Annotated in this window: 16 protein-coding genes; 13 read left to right on the top strand and 3 right to left on the bottom strand. The window is 62.9% G+C overall.

Features of this window, described 5'->3' with window-relative positions; translation table 11 throughout:
• The first annotated feature begins 5 nt into the window (after positions 1 to 5).
• Entirely contained in the window at positions 6 to 1,040 is a 1,035-nt protein-coding gene (locus NP945_RS19355; RefSeq protein ID WP_127266575.1) for a LacI family DNA-binding transcriptional regulator, read from the top strand.
• On the opposite strand, the gene NP945_RS19360 is transcribed toward NP945_RS19355, so the two are convergent.
• From NP945_RS19360 to NP945_RS19370, 3 genes are all read right to left on the bottom strand, one after another.
• Positions 1,028 to 1,987: an alpha/beta hydrolase gene (locus NP945_RS19360; protein WP_127266574.1), complete on the bottom strand. Its 960-nt coding sequence runs from the start codon at positions 1,985 to 1,987 to the stop codon at positions 1,028 to 1,030. The genes NP945_RS19355 and NP945_RS19360 overlap by 13 nt on opposite strands.
• 10 nt (positions 1,988 to 1,997) lie before the next feature.
• Positions 1,998 to 3,146, bottom strand: coding sequence for a Gfo/Idh/MocA family protein (locus tag NP945_RS19365; RefSeq protein WP_256747251.1), 1,149 nt, complete (start codon positions 3,144 to 3,146; stop codon positions 1,998 to 2,000).
• A 259-nt stretch (positions 3,147 to 3,405) separates the two neighbouring features.
• Positions 3,406 to 4,167: a DeoR/GlpR family DNA-binding transcription regulator gene (locus tag NP945_RS19370; protein ID WP_127319228.1), complete on the bottom strand. Its 762-nt coding sequence runs from the start codon at positions 4,165 to 4,167 to the stop codon at positions 3,406 to 3,408.
• 162 nt (positions 4,168 to 4,329) lie between these two features.
• Between NP945_RS19370 and NP945_RS19375 the strand changes: the two genes are divergently transcribed.
• The 12 genes from NP945_RS19375 (at position 4,330) to NP945_RS19430 (ending at position 15,927) form a co-directional block, all read left to right on the top strand.
• Positions 4,330 to 5,130, top strand: a complete 801-nt coding sequence (locus tag NP945_RS19375; RefSeq protein WP_023756676.1) for a class I fructose-bisphosphate aldolase — start codon at positions 4,330 to 4,332, stop codon at positions 5,128 to 5,130.
• A 3-nt stretch (positions 5,131 to 5,133) separates the two neighbouring features.
• Positions 5,134 to 6,087, top strand: coding sequence for a PfkB family carbohydrate kinase (locus NP945_RS19380; protein ID WP_256747252.1), 954 nt, complete (start codon positions 5,134 to 5,136; stop codon positions 6,085 to 6,087).
• A gap of 88 nt (positions 6,088 to 6,175) precedes the next feature.
• The gene (locus tag NP945_RS19385; protein ID WP_127319222.1) at positions 6,176 to 7,321 is read left to right on the top strand and encodes an ABC transporter ATP-binding protein; all 1,146 of its coding nucleotides are present in this window, start codon (positions 6,176 to 6,178) and stop codon (positions 7,319 to 7,321) included.
• A 108-nt stretch (positions 7,322 to 7,429) separates the two neighbouring features.
• On the top strand, positions 7,430 to 8,677 hold the full coding sequence (locus tag NP945_RS19390; RefSeq protein WP_127266568.1) for a sugar ABC transporter substrate-binding protein: 1,248 nt from the start codon (positions 7,430 to 7,432) through the stop codon (positions 8,675 to 8,677).
• A gap of 137 nt (positions 8,678 to 8,814) precedes the next feature.
• Positions 8,815 to 9,711, top strand: coding sequence for a carbohydrate ABC transporter permease (locus NP945_RS19395; protein WP_023808791.1), 897 nt, complete (start codon positions 8,815 to 8,817; stop codon positions 9,709 to 9,711).
• A 5-nt stretch (positions 9,712 to 9,716) separates the two neighbouring features.
• The gene (locus NP945_RS19400; protein ID WP_027036113.1) at positions 9,717 to 10,559 is read left to right on the top strand and encodes a carbohydrate ABC transporter permease; all 843 of its coding nucleotides are present in this window, start codon (positions 9,717 to 9,719) and stop codon (positions 10,557 to 10,559) included.
• Positions 10,560 to 10,622: 63 nt separating this feature from the next.
• Positions 10,623 to 11,444, top strand: coding sequence for a sugar phosphate isomerase/epimerase (locus NP945_RS19405; RefSeq protein WP_256747253.1), 822 nt, complete (start codon positions 10,623 to 10,625; stop codon positions 11,442 to 11,444).
• An 11-nt stretch (positions 11,445 to 11,455) separates the two neighbouring features.
• On the top strand, positions 11,456 to 12,532 hold the full coding sequence (locus tag NP945_RS19410) for a Gfo/Idh/MocA family protein (RefSeq protein ID WP_256747254.1): 1,077 nt from the start codon (positions 11,456 to 11,458) through the stop codon (positions 12,530 to 12,532).
• Positions 12,532 to 13,350 carry a sugar phosphate isomerase/epimerase gene (locus NP945_RS19415; RefSeq protein ID WP_256747255.1) on the top strand — a complete coding sequence of 273 codons (819 nt, stop codon included), beginning with the start codon at positions 12,532 to 12,534 and terminating at the stop codon, positions 13,348 to 13,350. The genes NP945_RS19410 and NP945_RS19415 overlap by 1 nt, the downstream gene beginning before the upstream one ends.
• A complete protein-coding gene (locus tag NP945_RS19420; RefSeq protein WP_256747256.1) occupies positions 13,350 to 14,183 on the top strand; it encodes an alpha/beta fold hydrolase in 834 nt (277 codons plus the stop codon). The genes NP945_RS19415 and NP945_RS19420 overlap by 1 nt, the downstream gene beginning before the upstream one ends.
• Positions 14,180 to 14,902, top strand: a complete 723-nt coding sequence (locus tag NP945_RS19425) for a ribulose-phosphate 3-epimerase (RefSeq protein ID WP_127319210.1) — start codon at positions 14,180 to 14,182, stop codon at positions 14,900 to 14,902. Before NP945_RS19420 ends, NP945_RS19425 begins: the two co-directional genes overlap by 4 nt.
• On the top strand, positions 14,899 to 15,927 hold the full coding sequence (locus NP945_RS19430; RefSeq protein ID WP_128364476.1) for an ROK family protein: 1,029 nt from the start codon (positions 14,899 to 14,901) through the stop codon (positions 15,925 to 15,927). The genes NP945_RS19425 and NP945_RS19430 overlap by 4 nt, the downstream gene beginning before the upstream one ends.
• Positions 15,928 to 15,972 lie beyond the last annotated feature (45 nt).

Below are 15,972 nucleotides of genomic sequence, written 5' to 3' on the forward strand. Positions count from 1 at the left end.
TATCGATGGCGGAGAAGACGCACCGCACGATGGATGACTTCGCCCAGGCATGCGGCGTGTCCCGGCCGACGCTGTCCAAATATTTCGACGATCCGGCGAGCGTGAAGCCGGCGACGCGGGCGCGCATCGAAGCCGCCCTGCGCTCCTCGGACTATCAGCCCAACCTTTTCGCCCGAAATCTCAACCGCAAGCGCACCCGCAACATCGGCATCGTCGTGCCGACGATCACCGATCCGTTCTACGCCGAGATGGTCAGCCGCATCGAATTTCGCTGCCGCGACGAAGGCTACTGGCCGATCGTCATCTCCTCGCATGGTTCGCCGAAGCTGGAGGCGGAGTCGGTCAGGACGCTGCTGTCACTGAAGGTCGCCGGCGCGATCATCGCCCCACTGGGTCTGGCTTCCGACCGCGGCGTCTTCGACAAGCTCGGGCAGGACATTCCGATTGTCTATTTCGACACCTATATCGAGGGCGATACGCCGTTCGTCGGCAACGACAACCGGCAGAGCGTCTCGACCATCGTCGACTATCTCTGCCGTTCGGGTGAGCCGCCGGTCTATCTCGACATCCCACACGTCAACCACAACTCCGGCGAACGCCAGGAAAGCTACATCGTCGCGATGGAGACCGCCGGGTTCAAGCCGGTCGTCATCGAAGGCACCCGCGATTACACCTGGGACTTCGAACGCATCGGCTACGAGCAGACGGAAAAAATGCTGCAGGCCGGCGCCTTGCCCGGCCGCACCATCCTGTGCGCCAATGATCGCCTCGCCTTTGGCGTGATGGCGGCTGCGTTCTCGCGCGGCCTGAAGGTCGGCCGCAGACCCGATTGCGATCTGCGGGTTGCAGCACACGACGATCATCCGCTGAGCCGCTACACCTGCCCGGCGCTGACCACCATGGCGCAGGATTTCACCGCCATGGCCGGCCGCAGCGTCGAGATACTGCTGGCTCTGCTGGACGAAGCCGATCCGCCGAAGCAAGGCCTGGCCCGCACTGTCAAGCTCGGCGCCACCCTGGTGATGCGTCAGTCGGCCTGATCGTCAGCGACCTTCTCGAAGTGGCGCCAGGCAGCCACCGCCTCGGCCACCGCTTGCCGGGCAGCGGGAATATGGCGTCCCATTGAGACGAAGCCATGGATCTGGCCCGGCCACTGCCGGAGGATCACCGGCACGCCCGCGGCTTGCAGGCGCGCCGCATAGGCTGCCCCTTCGTCGGCGAGGATGTCGCGGCCGGCAAGCGCCACAAAAGCCGGCGCCGCGCCGGCGAGGGCAGGCGCCAGCAAGGGCGAGACGCGCCAGTCCATGATGTCCTCGGGCGTTCGCACATAGTGGTCGCGGAACCATGCCATGGTGGTTGCGGTGAGCCCGAAGCCGTCGCCGAAACGCTGGTAGCTATTCGATGCCTGCCGCGCGTCGGTGTTGGGATAGATCAGGAGTTGCGCCGCAAGCTGAGGCGCAAGCCCATCGCGGGCAAGCAGCGCCAGCACCGTGGCGAGATTGCCGCCGGCGCTGTCGCCGGCAACGCCGATGCGTCTGATGTCGATGCCGAGACCGGCGGCATTCCCCGCTATGAAGCGCAGTGTCGCCAGGCAATCCTCGAGCCCGGCGGGAAATTTGTGCTCTGGCGCCAGGCGATAATCGGGACAGACAATGACGGCACCGCCGAGATTGGCCATCAGGCGGCAGATCTCGTCATGCGAATCGAGGTTGCCGATGACCCAGCCGCCGCCATGCAGGTAGAGCAGCGCCGGTGCCCCGCTTTGCGGTGCGCCGATGCCGCGATGGATGCGGAGCGCTATAGGTCCATTCGTCCCGTCGATCTGCCGTTCCTGGGTCGCAGCGACCGGCTCGTGCTCACCCTGTAACGTCGGGAACGAGGCGTTGTAGGCAGTTCGCGCCGCCGCCACGCTGCCGGTCTCGAATGGCTCGCCGCCGGCTGCACGACCAATTTCGAGGACGCGCAGCGCATCCGGATCGAGCGTCATGGTCATGTCCTCAGGCCAGCAGGCTGCTCGCCTCTTCCTCGGTCAGCAGGGCCGGCTGCACGACATCGCCCGCGATGGCGATTGATCCCTGTGTTTCACCGGAGCGCAGGATAGCCTCCATGATCTCCAGTACATGCAGCGCGAGGCTGCCGGAGGCCCGTGGGGTGTTGCCGGTTTGAAGCGAGCGCACCAGATCGGCGACGCCGAGCATGCGGTAGTTGGCGCGGTCGGGCGCGGCATAAGGCCAGTTGCGGGCGCCGTAGAGATCGCCCTCGCTGGCGAAATCCTGCCAGTCGGTGCCGCGTTCCGACAGCGACACCGTGCCGCCGAACGTGTCGGGATCGGGCAGGCGCAGCGAGCCCTCCGTGCCGTGCAGTTCGATCGGATGGTTGGAGTGGCGAAAGACGTCCCACGAGGCGCCGAAGGCGACGGTCGCGCCGGAGCGGAACTCGAGCAGCGACAGCACATTGGTCGGCGTGCCGACCTTGAATGTGGTGTTCTTGAATGGCCCTTCGGCTGATATCAGCCTTTCTTCCTGGCCGCGTGTCGCCATTGCCATGACGCGCTCGACCGGGCCGAGCAGATTGACCAGCATGGTCAGATAGTACGGACCCATGTCGAACACGGGGCCACCGCCTGGCTGGTAGTAGAATTGCGGGTTGGGGTGCCAGTGCTCCATGCCGCGGCCCATCATGAAGGCGGTGCCGGTGACCGGACGGCCGATGGCGCCGTCATCCATCAACCGGCGCGCACGGCGCCCGGCAGCACCGAGGAACGTGTCGGGCGCCGAGCCGAGCAGCAGGCCGCGCGACCGCGCCTCGTTGACCAGGCGTTGTCCGTCGGCGGCCGAGGTGGCGAGCGGCTTTTCGGTGAAGACGTGCTTGCCGGCCGAAAGCGCGGCAAACGAAATGTCGAAATGCGCCGCCGGAATGGTCAGGTTGAGGACAAGATCGATCTCCGGGTCGGCCAGCAGCGCATCGACGCCGAGTGCCTGGATGCCATATTCCTTCGCCCGCACCGCCGCCATGTCGGCCGAAATATCGGCACAGGCGCGCAATTCGATCCCGCCAAAAAGCCCGGCGTTGCGCAGGTAAGTCATCGAGATGTTGCCGCATCCGATGACGCCGATCCCGAGTTTGGTCCTTGATGTCCCGTGCATTTTCGATCCTGCCTCCCAATGCGCTCATGGCCTGCCGGATCCGCCCAGCCGTTAGGCGGATCGCATTCGCAAAAGGCTATACAACATTTTAAATATTGACGCGCGTAAAATTTTTATACAACATGCGAAAATGCTGGTGCGATATCGGGAGGCTGCCAGTCCTGGGAGGAGAAAATGACCGAAAGAACGGCCGTCGATGCGGATCCCGTGGCTCATGCGCGCATCGGATATTTCCGCCGCGGCCAAGACCGCGACGGGGTCAGGCATAGATCACCTTGGCCCCGGTCCTATCAAGCTGGCTGCGTATCGGGTCGGACAGGCCATCGTCGGTGATCACGACATCGACGCTCGACAGCGAAAAGGCCTTGGACGTTCCGCTGACGCCCCATTTGCTCGAATCCGCAAGGAGGACAACGCGCCGGGCCATGCGCACGAGGTTTCGCTTCGTTCGCGCCATGTCTTCGTTCACGTCGACCACATCCAGTGACGAGTCAATCGCATGCGCTCCAACAAAGACCTGATGCGCTACCAAGCCGCCGAGAGCCGTGTCGGCATCGGTGATCAGTGTGCTCACCGTGTCTGGATAGACCCGGCCGCCGATCATGTGAACGTCGAGCCCGGGCCGATGCATCAGATGCTGCACGATATTCATCGCCGTGGCCGCGACCACGACATTGCTGAGCGGCGGTAACAGCATGGCAACCTGCATCAATGTCGAGCCGCCGTCGAAGATGACCGATTGGTTGTCCTCGAACAGTTCTACCGCTGCCCGGGCAATGCGTTTCTTTGCATCGAGGTTCGTTTGCATCCGCCGGGCGAACGCGGCCGTGGTCGAATCCGTGGTCCGGGTCACCGCGCCTCCGCGGGTCTTGGTCAGCAGTCCCTTACGGTCCAGTATCTCGAGGTCGGAGCGCACCGTGACTTCCGATACGCCAAAATCGTCTGACAGGTCCTTGATGCGGACCTGTCCGCTACGTTGCACTTCACCCAGGATCGATTGGCGTCTCTGCTCTGACAACATTGCCCTGTCCTTGCCTCCATCCGCCAAGCAATCACCCTGGCCTCGGTTCACTCTACCAAAAATATGCGAATTCGAAAGCTTTCGAAAGATTGCATTTGTCTTTTCTTTCGCAAACACTGGGTGCAGGATTTTGAAATCAATCGATTGGAGAATTTTGGACTCATGAGCCTCGGAACCAAGGTGCGCCTGGCGCGCCTCTTCTCACATCCATCGGGGAATCTTTTTGGCGGCGCGGTCGACCACTTTGTCGGCTATGGCGACGTGCGCAAAGGAGGTCTTGCCGATCTGCCGGGCGCCCTTGCACGTGTCATGGTGGGCAAACCCGACTACGTCAGCATCCAGCCTGGCACCGCGCGCCATCTGTGGCCGCAATATGCGGGCAAAGCTTCCCTGGTGATCCAGGCCGGCTGCTTCACTCCCGACGATCGCATCAGTGAACTGATTGCAACGCCCGAGGATGCGGTGCGCGCTGGCGCCGATGCGTTGGCCGTGGCCATTCCGGTGCGCGGCGCGACCGAGGGCAAATACATACGCTGGCTGACCGATTCGGTGAATGCGGCGGCCCGTTACGGCATGCCGGTGGTGGCGCATATCTACCCTCGCGATTTCACCGACGGGGCAAAAATCGTCTTCACCCCCGACGAGATCGCCTATGCGGCACGCATCGGCTACGAGTCCGGCGTCGACGTGATCAAGATCGGTTACACGGGCGATTTCGAGTCGTTTCGAGAGACCGTTCGGACCTGCCCGGTGCCGGTTGTGATCGCCGGTGGTCCGAAGACCGACACGCTGCTCGGCGCCCTTCAGCAGACGGCGGACGCCATCCGTGCCGGCGCGCGCGGTGCCGTGGTGGGCCGCAATCTCTGGGGGCATGGCGATCCGGAAAAGGCAGCGATTGCCTTTCGGGGCGTCATCCATGACGGCCTTTCGGCGCAAGACGCCTTGGCGAAGGCGGGTGCCTGAACGATGCCCACCGTCGTCCCTTCAATCCTCGGCTTCGGAGCTATTGCGATCGACGACATCGTCTATGTCGATCAGCCGTTGTCGGCGGGCAAGGGGAAGGTTCTGCAAAGTGCCCGAGCTTTCGGGGGAAATGTCGCGACGGCGCTTGCCGCCGTCGCGCGGCTCGGCGGAAGCGCCGGCTTCGTCGGATGGCTGGGCAATGCCGCCGACGACGCCGTGCTGTGCGATCTCATTGAGAGCGGTGTTGAAACCGCATTCGCGCCGCGCCACCCGCACGCGCGCCCGGTGCGCTCGCGGATCACCGTCGGTTCGGATGGGGAGCGGTTCATCGCGTATGACGACGAAGCGATGCTGGGCACCGCGCCGGACTTTCCGGACGAGGTCCTCAGCCGCGCGACCGTCCTGATCGTCGATAGCTATGCGATCCGGTCGCTGGATGTCGTGGCTCGGGCTCGCGATCTCGGCCTTGCGATCCTCGGCGATATCGAATGGAGCAGCGGCCCAGCCACGGAGCGGCTGATCGCGCTCTGCGACCATCTCATTCTTCCACTCGGCTTTGCGCGGACCGCCACGGGGCGCCGATCGCCGGCCGAGATGCTCGATGCATTGTGGTTGCCGTCGCGGTCCGCCGTGGTTCTGACGGATGGTGGCAGGGGCGTGTACTATCGCGGACGCGACGAGACAGGGCTCTGGCACCTGCCTCCGCACCGGGTTGCCGTCGTCGATTCGACCGGCGCCGGTGACTGCTTTCATGGCGCCTATGCCCTTGCATTGACGCGCGGGGCCGACACCGCAGGCCGGGTCGCATTTGCGGCCGCGGCGGCGGCCCTTTCGATAACGGGGCGGGGCGGGCGCGAGGCGCTTCCGACCGGCGACCGGGTCACGGAACTCCTGGCATCGACGAACGCGCCGTCGGCAGTCGAACTGAAATATGCGCGGCTCGATACCGGAACATAGCCCGAACTATCCGAGGAAATATTTCGCAGGTGAACATAAGCCGAGGACAATCATAAAATCAGTGGCTTAGACTTGTGGAGGGAGGAATATGGCAGAAGTCGTTCTTGAGAATATCTGCAAGACATACGGGAACAATTTTCACGCGATCGACCAATTGAACCTGTCGGTCAAGGACGGTGAGTTCTTGATTCTCGTCGGGCCGTCCGGCTGTGGCAAATCCACCGCGTTGCGGATGATCGCGGGATTGGAGGACGTCACCAGCGGCAGCCTTCGGATCGGCGGTGTCGACGTCGTCGACATGCCGCCCAAGGACCGCGACATCGCGATGGTCTTCCAGAGCTACGCCCTCTACCCGCATATGACGGTGTTCGAAAACATCGGCTTTTCGATGCGGCTGGCAGGCAAGCCGAAGGCCGAGCGCAAAAAGCGCGTGGACGAGATCGCCAAAACCCTTCAACTGACGTCTCTGCTGGACAGCAAACCCGCGAACCTTTCAGGCGGGCAGCGTCAAAGGGTTGCCATGGGCCGCGCCATGGTGCGCGAGCCGGCAGCCTTTCTCATGGACGAACCGCTTTCCAATCTGGACGCGAAACTGCGTGTTCAAATGCGCGCCGAAATCACCAGTCTGCAAAAGCAACTCGGCGTAACGACCATATATGTGACCCACGACCAAACCGAAGCCATGACGATGGGCGACAGGGTCGCGGTGTTGAAAGGCGGCGTGCTGCAGCAGGTCGACACACCCAAGAGACTCTATGAATCGCCGGTGAACGCCTTCGTTGCCGGCTTCATCGGGTCTCCTTCGATGAACCTTTTCGAGGCGACCCTGACGGGCGACGAACTGATGTCCGGCGCCCTGGCCATCCGGCTGCAGGATGCAGCCTTCGTGCGCAGGCCGGGCTTGAAGTCGTATGCGGGGCGCAAGGTCGTGTTCGGCATACGACCGGAGGATCTCTATGACAGCAGCCTCGAATCCGGCCGCAAGTATCAGACGATACCGGCAAAGGTGACCTCGATCGAAGAACTTGGATCCGAACAAATCGTCCATCTCGACATCGACGCGGTCCGGGTGGACTCCGGCGACCCTGACGCGGTGCAGGATTTCGGCCTGGCGTCGAATGCGGTGGCGAAATTCGAACCGACCAGCAAAGTCCGTTCCGGCTCGGAAATCAGGTTGGCCCTGGATGATACCAAGCTCCATTACTTCGACCCGGAGACGCATCTGGCAATCTGAGTATCAGCGAAGACCCGCGGGTGAGGGTGAGGCGCCTGCGTAAGAAGACTTCTGAATAACCAGACGATCGGCCGCATTGTGCGGGCGAATATAAAGAAGGAGGAGAGAATGACGTTTCGTATTAAACCCGCGATGCTGAAAATAGCCGCGGCCGCATGGTTGCTTGGCGCAACCGGCGCCATGGCGGATACGACGCTGGAATTCACCCAATGGTGGGAGCCCGAATTGCCGGCCGGCTCGCTCAGGGCAATCATGGATGACTTCGAGGCCGCAAATCCCGGAATCAAAGTGACGCTGGTCAGCGGCCCCTACGCGACCACGCGTGACCAGATCTCGGTTGGTGCTGCAACCGGAACGCTCAGCGACGTCGTCGGTCTCGACGGTGCCTGGGTGAACAATCTGAATGCGCAGAGCGCACTCGCCGACATGAATCCGATGATGGATGCGAGCGGTTTCGACAAGAGCCAGGTCGCGGACATCGTCAAGGTGGACGGCAAGGCGGTGATGTTTCCCGTGGCTTCCTTCGTCTATCCGGTCTTCGTGAATTTGGACCTTGCTGCCCAGGCAGGCGTGACCAAGCTGCCGTCGACCCGTGCGGAGTTTCTCGAAGCCGCCAAGAAGATGACGATCGCCGACAAGAATCAGTATGGCTGGGTGCTGCCCCTCTCGCTGCAAACGCCATCCGGCGTCCAGAACGACATGATGTCGTGGGTTTGGGCTTCGGGTCAGTCGATGATGGCGAACGGCAAGCCGGACCTTGAGGGCAAACCGGTGGTGGATATGCTCACCTTCGTCAAATCTCTCAACGACGCCGGAACCATCTCGCCCGGCATCGCCACCAAGACCGAGCAGGAAAAGGTCGAGGAGTTCGTCAACAACCGCGTCGGGATGATGATCGACTCGCTCGCGCATGTGAACCTCATCCGCAAGCGCAATCCCAAGCTGAACTTCGACCTCATCCCGGTCCCGGTCGTGGAAAACTATACCGGCAAGCGCGGCCTTCCCTATGCCTCCTGGGGCATCGGCATCTCTGCTGCCTCGAAACATCAGGAAGAGGCCTGGAAACTCGTCCAATATGTGATGAGTGAAAAGGTGAACGCCAAGCTCGTGTCGCTTGCAAACGCCTTCCCGGGCAACGTCAACGCCAAGCCCGATTTCGTGACCTCGGACAAGGCTTTCGGCAAGGCTTTTGAAATCTTCAAGACCGGTTATCTCGCCAATGAGTTCACGGGCCTGCCGGTGGCAGAAGACCTGATGACCCAGTTCGACGTGCAAGCCCAAAAGATGCTCGCCGGCGAGCAGTCTCCGGAACAAGCAGCCGCCGCCGCTCAGAAGGGCTGGATGGCGAAATTCTGATCGGCCTGTTCCCGTTTGCTATCTTCGACCGGGTGGCCTGACTTCGGGCAGGCCACCCGGCAACAACGGATCGGCAATTTGAGTGGACCTGTTTTTGAAGCTTACCTTCTCTTGAAGGCGTATCCCAAGGTTGGCACATGACCCGGCAAAAGCGCTCCCACCACAAGCTCAAACGAGCGGTCGCACCCTACCTCTATCTGTCGCCCTCGCTGCTCATAATCGGGCTTCTGATGCTGCTGCCGATGGTGACGGTGATTGGCTACTCGTTCCAGAACAGCGCGGTGCTGCGTCGTGACCCATCCTTTGCCGGACTGAAACACTACCAGGCGATCTTCGACGACCCCGTGTTCTGGGCTTCGCTGTGGCACACGCTCTACTTCACATGCATGAGTGTCATTTTCCACATGACCATCGGCATGGCCTTCGCGCTCATGCTGAACAGCGACCGCATCAATCCGACGCTGCGCAATATCCTGCGCGTGCTCTATATACTGCCTTGGCTGTTCACCGCGGTGATTATCGCCGTGATCTGGCGCCTGCTGCTTGAGCCGAACGGTGTCGTGAATAGCATTCTCATGCAAATCGGCATCATCGGTTCCAAGGTCGAATGGTTTTCCTCGCCTGAGACCGCGCTGCACGCCGTCACCTTTGCCAACATCTGGGCGGGCTATCCGCTCTTCATGGTCAGCCTGCTCGCGGGTTTGCAGGGCATTCCCAAGGATTTCTACGAGGCTGCCGATATCGACGGGGCGAAAGCCTACCAGAAGCTGATCTTCATCACCATTCCGCAGCTGATGCCGATCATCATCAGCATCTCGCTGCTTGACTTCATCTGGACCATGCAGGTCTTCCCATTAATCTGGATAACGACGGGCGGTGGCCCGATCTACTCGACCGAGGTCCTCAGCACCTACACGTACAAGCTGGCGTTTTCGAGCTACAACCTGTCGCAGGCTTCAGCCAGCGCTGTGGTCATCTTGCTGATCTCTCTCGGCCTGACGCTGTTCTATATTCGCTATCAGAAGGCTCGGTAGTCATCATGAGAAAAAGGCATACGCCGAAAGACAGGCTGATCACCGTCGCGCTCCATGTAGCGCTTGCAGCGGGGCTCTTTTTCGCGGCATTTCCGATCTACTGGATGCTGAGCAGCTCGTTCAAATCGAATACCGAAATCTTTGCCCTGCCACCAACCATCCTGCCAAAGGCCTTCACGCTGGAAGCGTATGCAGCCATCCTTGGCGACCCGGTAAAGCTGCGCTTCTTCTTCAACAGCTATTTCGTGGCGGGAGCGGTGACCGTGCTGACGGTGCTGATCGCCTTGCTGGCGGCCTACGGGTTCAGCCGCTTCAACTTCCGCGGCAAGGGCATCCTGAACACAATCATCATCAGCACGCAGACGATTCCGCCGATCACACTTTTGATCCCCTTCTTCGGACTTGTCGTCTCATACGGCATCTTCGATACCTACGTCGCACTGATCCTGACTTACCTGGTGTTTACGCTGCCCTACGCGATCCTGCTGATGACGGGATATCTGAACACCTTGCCCCGCGATCTCGATGAAGCCGTGGCTGTCGATGGCGGCTCCAGTTGGACAGCGCTTTGGCGGGTGATTGTCCCGATTTCACTGCCTGGTATCGTGGCGACGTCGGTCTACACCTTCCTGTTGTGCTGGAACGAATTTCTCTTTGCGCTGACGCTGACGAAATCGACGTCCATGCGCACCGTCCCGATCGGCATCCAGCTGTTGATGGGGCAGCATGCCTTCGAATGGAACCAGATGATGGCGATGAGCGTGCTCGGCTCGCTACCGCTCTTGCTCATCTACCTCGTTGCCCAGAGGTACTTCCTCGCCGGCATGACCGCGGGCTCGGTCAAGTAGGATGTCCATCCCACGGCGACTCAGGGTGGCATCAAGCAATAGGCGATATCAAGGAATGAAAGGATGAACGTGAAAGACCTCAAAGTCGGCTGCCAGACCTTCACCTGGGAAATGCTGGGAGACCGGTTCACCGGCGGCCCTGACGATCTGCTGAAGGCGATCTCTGACGGTGGCTATGCCGGCATCGAGATCACCGACACCATGATCGGACATTATGGCGACAAGCCGGAGGAGTTCGCCGCCGCGCTGAAGGCGTCGGGGCTGACGCTGGTTTCCTTCGCCTTTGGCTCGAACAGTGGTTTTACGCTGAAGGAGGAGATCGGCGCCGACCTCGAAACCGCCAAGCGCTGGATCGATTTCGCCGCCGCCTTCCCGAATGCGCTGGTATCGATGGGCTCGGCCACGATGGTGTCCGACGGCCCGCGCGAGGATAAGTTCGCCATCGCCGCCGAGGTTTACAACAAGGCCGGCGAGATCGGACGCAAGGCCGGCCTCCAGGTTGCGGTGCATCCAAGCTCGCACCACAACACGCTGCTGTTCGACCGCGCCGACTACGACACGATCTTTGCCTTGCTCGACCCCGACCTGGTCGGCTGGGTACCGGATACCGGCCATATACTGCGCGGCCACAAGGACATGTCCGATACGCTGCGCACCTACCGCGACCGCATCCGCTACATCCACCTCAAGGACGTCTATGCCAACGGCACCTGGGCCATGCTCGGCAAGGGCGTCTGCGACACGCCTGCGGTCATCGAGATCGCCAACACCGCACCGCGCTTCAACGGCTGGCTGGTGCTGGAGGAAGAATCCGAAACGGCCGCCGCCGATCCTGCCGGCGCGGTCAAGACCAACCGCCAGACGATGCGCAGCTACGGCGCCTGAAGAACGAGACGATGATCAAGAAACAGGACAGACGCCTCAGGGTCGGCGTGCTCGGCTGCGGCCCCATCGCGCAGTTCGCGCATCTGGAATCCTGCGTGAAAGCTGGCAATGCCGACCTTTACGCCATCTGCGATGCGGCACCCGATCTGCTTGCCCGCATGGGCGCGACCTATGAGCCGCAGAAGATGTATTCCGACTATGAGGCAATGCTCGCTGATCCTGAGCTGGAAGCGGTGATCGTCGCCACGTCGGACGCCTATCACGTGCCGATGTCGATCAGGGCGCTCAACGCCGGCAAGCATGTTCTCTGTGAAAAGCCGATCGGCACCTCGGTCGAGGAGGGCGAGGCGCTGGCCGAAGCGGTCAGGCGCTCGGGCAAGATCCTGCAGGTCGGCCACATGAAGCGCTTCGATCCGGCACTGGAGACCGCGCGCGACTTCGTTCGCGACGAGATCGGCGAAGTGCTGGCGCTGAAGGCCTGGTACTGCGATTCCACCCATCGCTACACCAACACCGATGCCGTGCAGCCGCTGCCCGTCACCAGCAGGCTAGCCAGGAAGCCAGCCGGAAATCCCAAGGCCGATCTCAGGCAATACTTCATGCTGGCCCATGGCTCGCATCTCGTCGACACGGCGCGTTTCCTGTGCGGCGATATCGTCGCCGTGCGCGCCCGCCTCAATGAGAAATTCGGCGCCTATTGCTGGTTCGTCGAAACCGAGTTCGCCAGCGGCGCGCTCGGCCATCTCGACCTGACGGTTGCCGTGCGCATGGACTGGCACGAAGGTTTTCAGCTCTATGGCGAGAACGGCTCCGTTATCGCCAGGACATTCAACCCTTGGTACTTCCGCGCCAGCGAGGTGGAGATATTTCACGAGAAGACCGCCACGGCCCACAAGCCGCTCGGCGCCGATGGCCATTTCTTCCGCCGCCAGTTGGAAGGACTTGCCGACACGGTGCTGAACGGCACGCCGATGCGTGGCGCCAATGTCGAGGACGGCATCGCCTCGATCCGCGCCATGGTCGCCATCGCGCGTTCGGTGGTATCAGGCGAGCGAGTCGAACTCGCCTCGGCTTCGGGGGCGGTGTGATGCGTCTCGGCATTTTCGCCAAGACTTTTCCGGGCACTGAACCGGCAGCCGTGCTGACGGCGGTGCGGCAAGCTGGCTATGAGACGACGCAGTTCAATCTGGCCTGTGCCGGCCTGCCGTCGATGCCGGATGCTGTGCCGGCGGACGCCATCGCCTCCGTCCGTGCCGCCGCGCAGTCGAACGGCGTTTCACTCGCAGCACTGTCGGGCACCTACAACATGGCGCATCCCGACAAAGCCGTGCGCGACGATGGCCTTCGGCGTCTCGCCGTCGTCATCGAGGCTGCTGCTGCCCTCGGCATCCCGCTGGTCACGCTCTGCACCGGCTCGCGCAACGCCGCCGATCAGTGGGCCTATCATCCCGACAATGCCGATCCGGCCGCCTGGTCCGACATGGCCGCCGAGATGGCGAAGGCGCTGGCGCTGGCCGAAGGTGCCGGTGTCGATCTCGGCATCGAGCCTGAGCAGGCCAACATCGTCACCTCGGCCAGGGATGCGACCCGGCTGATCGCCGAGATGGGATCGAAGCATCTGAAGATCGTGCTCGATCCGGCAAACCTGTTCGAACACGCCACGCCCGGCGAGGCGCGAGCTATCGTTGCCGCCGCGATCGACGAGGCCGCCGGCCACATCGCCATGGCGCATGCCAAGGACCGTCATGGTGACGGTCGCTTTGCCACATCAGGACAAGGCATTGTCGATTTTCCGGATTTTGTTGCACGGCTAAAGGCAGCGGGCTTCGACGGACCGCTTGTCACCCACGGCCTGTCCGCCGACGAAGCCCCCGATGTCGCCGCCTTTCTGCGAAGGCTCCTCTGATGGGCGCCGCCCCGACGATCCTGCTTCGCGACGATGCAGCGCTTCGTGTCTTCGACACGGGGCAGGGCAGGCTTCCCGTCGTCTTCCAGCATGGCCTCGGCGGTGACGCAGCGCAGGTCGCGCAGAACTTTCCCGATGGTCCTTCATACCGTCGGCTGACCGTCGAATGCCGCGCGCAGGGCGGTTCCGGCGCCGGTAGCAAGCGCCCGTTTTCGATCGCGATGTTCGCCGATGATGTGCTGGCCGCCGCGGATGCGGCCGGCCTCGACCGTTTCATCGCCGGCGGCATCTCGATGGGTGCGGCCATTGCCTTGCAGCTTGCCGCCCGGCACCCGGACCGGGTCGCCGGTCTCGTGCTTGTGCGCCCTGCCTGGGCTTTCGAGGCGGCGCCGCAAAACATGCGCCCTTACGTGGAAGTGGCGGAGCTCATCCGCAGCCGTCCTTTATCGCAGGCGCGAGATATCTTCGCGGCGTCCGCGACGGCCGCCCGCTTTCGCACCGAAGCGCCGGACAATCTTGCTTCCCTGCTCGGCTTCTTCGCGCGCGAAAACGCGCCCGTCTTCGCCGAGGTGATGCAGGCGATCGCAGAGGATGGACCTGGCGTGACGCGGGCAGCCGCCGCTGGCCTTGCGTTCCCTACGCTCGTCATCGGCAGCGGCATCGATCTCGTCCATCCGCTGGCCGCCGCCCGCAGCCTCGCCGACGCCATCCCCAATGCGACCTTTGCCGAGGTGATGCCGAAGGCCACCGACAAGGAGTGCCATTTCGCCGAAATTCGCGCCGCCATCGCGGACTTTCTCGACATGAATTTCAACAACCAGGACCAGTCATGATCTCGAAACCTCTCTCAGGCCCGGCCGCCATCGCCGCATTGCCGCGCGACCGGATGATCGCCGAATTCTCGCTCTGGTCGGCCAATCTCGCCAATTTCGAAAACGACTTGAAGCGCATCGAGCCCTATGTCGATCTTCATCATATCGATGTGGCGGACGGTCATTTCGCACCGTCCTTCCTGTTCTTCCCCGATCTCGTCGCCCGCATTGCGGGGCTGACGGCGAAACCCATCCATGTCCACCTGATGGTCGATGAAGCAATCGTCGAGGCGCAGACGCGCCAGTTCATCGAAGCCGGCGCCGACATGATCAGCGTCCATGCCGAGAATGGCGAAGCCGGATTGCGCGCCGTGCGGCTGGCGCGGGAGCTCGGCGCCGAGGCCGGCGTCGTACTCAGGCTGGAGACGCCTGTAGAAGCAGTGACGGCCTTCGTCCCGGAAGTCGCCTTCGTGACGCTTCTTGGAACCGCAATCGGCGTCAAGGGACAGAGCCTGTCGGACAAGGCCTGCGACAGGCTGGGCGCTGCCCGCGCCATCCTGAGAGAGGCCGGCCGCGAGGCACAAGTGGTTCTGGCGGCCGATGGCGGCATCCGCCACGAGACCGTGCCGTTGCTGCGTGCCGCCGGGGCCGAAACCGTGGTTCTCGGTTCGCTCGCCTTCGGTGACAAGGACCTCGCCGGCCGCATTGGCTGGCTGCACGGCTTGAAGGTCGCGGCATGACATCAGAAGCCGCCCTTGCGATCGATCTTGGCGGGACGGAGCTTCGCGCCGCCCTGGTCGACCGCGACGGCAAGATCCTGGCATTCGCGGCGGTGCCGACGCAGGCGCAGGCCGGTCCCGATGTGGTAATCGGCCAGATCGAGGCGTTGGCGGCGACAGTCCATGCCGAGGCCCCGGCACTTTCGATCGTCGGCGTCGGCGTCGGTGCACCGGGGCCGCTCGATCCGCTGGCCGGCATCGCCGTCGGCCCGCCGACGCTCGCCGGCTGGCTGGACGTGCCGCTTGCCGACATCCTGGAACGGCGGCTCGGCCTGCCGGTGCGGCTGGAGAACGACGCCAATGCCGCGGCGCTCGGCGAATGGCGCTTCGGCGCCGGCCATGGCGCTCGCTCGCTGGTCTTCGTCACGGTTTCCACCGGCATTGGCGGCGGTGTCGTCGTCGACGGGCGCATCCTGCATGGCCGCCGTGGCCTTGCCGCCGAGATCGGTCACATGACCATCACCAATGAAGGCGAGCGCTGCGTATGCGGTGTCGTTGGCTGCTTCGAGGCCATCGCGTCGGGAACGGCACTTGGCCGCCGCGCCAGCGCCGCCACGGCAGCCGGAGACGGCTCTACCTTGCGACGCTTGTCAGCGGACGCGGAGGTGACCGGCCGCCATGTCGTCGAGGCGGCACGGCTGCAGGACGCTCTTGCCTCGGCCTTGCTGGAGGAGGAAGCGCGCTGGCTGGGCATTGGCTTCACCAATCTCCTACATCTCTATTCGCCCGATGTGCTGGTCGTCGGCGGTGGCATCGCCAATGGGCTCGACCTGATGCTGCCGACCATCGAGGCGACCATCAGGCAACGGGCTATGCGCGCCTATCGCGACGTGCCGGTCGTTCAGGCCCAGCTCGGCCGCCATGCCGGGCTCGTCGGCGCCGCCAGCCTTGTGCTGTTCGACGACGGGGGCACTTTGGCAGCCCGCATGCCTGTCGGCCCAAGCACGTTTCCGGACACGCCGCTGAGCAAGACCGGCACGGTCTGACGTTGCGACCTGCATGACAAAGGCCAGAGGCAGCACGCCTCCGGC

Origin of the sequence: Mesorhizobium sp. LMG17149 (assembly GCF_024518695.1) — a bacterium.
GTDB lineage: Bacteria > Pseudomonadota > Alphaproteobacteria > Rhizobiales > Rhizobiaceae > Mesorhizobium.